The 2,358-nt window shown below is 64.3% G+C and carries 2 protein-coding genes; both read right to left on the bottom strand.

Annotated features, from left to right (window positions below):
• On the bottom strand, positions 1 to 468 hold a 468-nt coding region (locus RMO84_RS12995), incomplete at its 3' end, for a sulfatase-like hydrolase/transferase (RefSeq protein WP_310488876.1).
• Between the two features lie 444 nt (positions 469 to 912).
• On the bottom strand, positions 913 to 2,358 hold a 1,446-nt coding region (locus RMO84_RS12990), incomplete at its 5' end, for a putative Ig domain-containing protein (protein ID WP_310488875.1).

Here is a 2,358-nt window from a genome sequence, read left to right as displayed (position 1 = left end):
CTTCGTCCAGTCCACCGGATCGGTATCGACGGCGCGGCCCTTCGGATACCAGTGCGGTTCATTCCACGAGCGGCCATCTTCGAGACCGGCATGATACACCTTGCTCAACGCCGCCGTGTGATAGCCATTCGCCTTGAAGTGTTGCGGCAGCGTGATGCAATCCGGCTGCGCAACCCGGAAGTGCGTTTCCAAATCCCACACCTTCGTCACATCGGGACGCAGGCCCGTTAGGATCGCCGTGCGCGAAGGGCTGCACACCGCCTGCGACACGTAGGCCTTATTGAAGACGATGCCACGTGCGGCGAGGCGGTCGATGTTCGGGGTCTTGATGATCTTGTTGCCGTAGCAGCCGAGCTCCGGCCGCATGTCATCGACGGCAATGAAGAGAACGTTGGGATTCTTTTCGGCGGCGAACGACGAATGGAGAATGACGAATGACGAAGCCAGGAGGGCCAGGGTGTGTTTCATGGGGTGAGGTTTGTTGAACGTGGTTCTGTGGGGAGCTTGTGGTTGCCGATTTGATCACTCTGAAGCTTGGGACTTTTGTTTTTCGATCAGGCCAAGGGTCGTCAGAAACACGGCGACCCCCGCCTTGGTCTTGAGGTCCGCAGCTTTGCGCGGCAGGGAGGTTCGCGCAGGTGAGGGAGAACAAGGGGGTGATGAGGTGTTTCATGCTGGGGGGACTTCTGGGTGCAGGAGAAGGTCACCACCGATCCTGCCGATGCGCAAGGCTGCCACCATTGGCCACCTGGCCAATGCGAAACCCCGACCTTCATCAACCCGCGCATCGATGGGCAGAGCGCCTGCAATACAGACCGGCGCGTCAGCGCCTCACCATGGGAGCCTTCGGCGCCATGAAACGCGTCGCGCACGTCACTTCGCGCGCCGCCCGAAAGGCGGCCCAGGTCCGTGCTACGGTTTGTCGAGAACGATCACGCCCGAGAGCTTCGGCGACGTTTTTACCGCTTCGCTCGAACCGGGGACTTTGGGCAGGAGAAAGAAGCCGTAACCTTTGGTGCCCAGAGCGGTGGTGACGATCTGGCCGCTGAAGAGGGCTTTGCGATCCAGCGACGTGCTCGCGCCAGGGATCGTGAATTCGCCTTCGAACCCGCCCGAGGTCGCGGAGAATTTGGCGACCTTCGTGCCGTTCACCGGAGTGGCGATCGTGGCCGTGTTCGTCAGGCTGGACGCCTTGGGGTTCGCGATGGTGAGCGCCTGGTCGAAGGACGCCGCGAGTCCGCCGAGACTGAAGCTGAGTTGCGCGTTCAGGTTCGCGGCGGGCAAGGCGAGGACGCGTGCGCCTGGGTCCGGCGGCGTGTAGGTGCCGCCGAGAGCGGTGAGTGGGATGGGGTTAAAGCCGGCGCGGTAGGCGAGTTCCTTCGATTTCGCGAGTGGGTCCGGTTTCATCCAGTCGGGCGTGCCCGCGATCGTGTTGTTCGACGGCGCGCTATTTCCCGCGGTGATCGTGAGCTTTCCCACCAGAGAGCCGCGACTCGCGTAGAGAGGCACATAGATCAGGACCTGGCCGCTCTGGCCGATGAAGGTGGTGGTGGTGAAGGGAGTGCCATCGGCGAGGGTGCCGCCGATGGTGACGTCGCCGGTCTTCGCCTTTACCACGAAGCTGCCGAAGCCGTAGCCGCGCGGGAGATCGTCGGCGACCTCGGGCTGCTCGAGGTAGAAGCTGTGGATGGCGGCGAAGTCCGCCGCGTTGTCGGCGACGTCGGCCCAGGAGTTGCGCCAGCCCTGCACGGCGGCGGTATTCGTGCCGCCGTCGCTGAGTGTGCCGGAGAGGGTGTCGGTGGCGTCGTCGAGGGTAAGATCGAGTGTGGCGCCGAGATCGGGAAGCGGCAGGACGAGCCGCGCCAGCGTGGGCGCGCCGACGGCCGCGGTGAGCTGCCCTTTCAGTGAAGTGGCCGTGGTGCCGGTGATGAGCTTGCCGGTGTAGCCGCCGCCGGGCGTGGTGGTGATCTGGATCCGCGAGGCGAGGTCGCCATTCAGCACGGGATGGCGATCCACGAGACCGTGGAAGGTGCCGACGGTGCCGGTGGCGAGGTCGGCGACGTTGACCTTGAAGGTGAGCGTGGCGTCGGCAGAGGCGAAGGCGTTCTTACCTTTGACGGTGACGTCGTAGCTCCCGGCCTTGGTCGGGATGCCGCTGATGATGCCGGTGGTGTCGCTGAGGGAGAGGCCGGGAGGGAGGTTGGTGGCGGTGTAATCGACGGGGCCATTCTGCGTGGGAATGGGCAGCGTGAAGGCGCCGGCGACAATGGCTGCGTAAGGCGCGCCGACCATCGGCCCGATCACCGGCTTGCCCACGCCGAGCTGGGTGATGCTGTGCTCGACGCCACCGATCTTGAT

This window comes from Chamaesiphon sp. VAR_69_metabat_338, from assembly GCF_031423935.1.
Classification (GTDB): Bacteria; Cyanobacteriota; Cyanobacteriia; order Cyanobacteriales; family Chamaesiphonaceae; genus Chamaesiphon.
The sequence above is the reverse complement of the archived record's forward strand: the minus strand, read 5'-3'. Positions and strand labels throughout refer to the sequence as shown.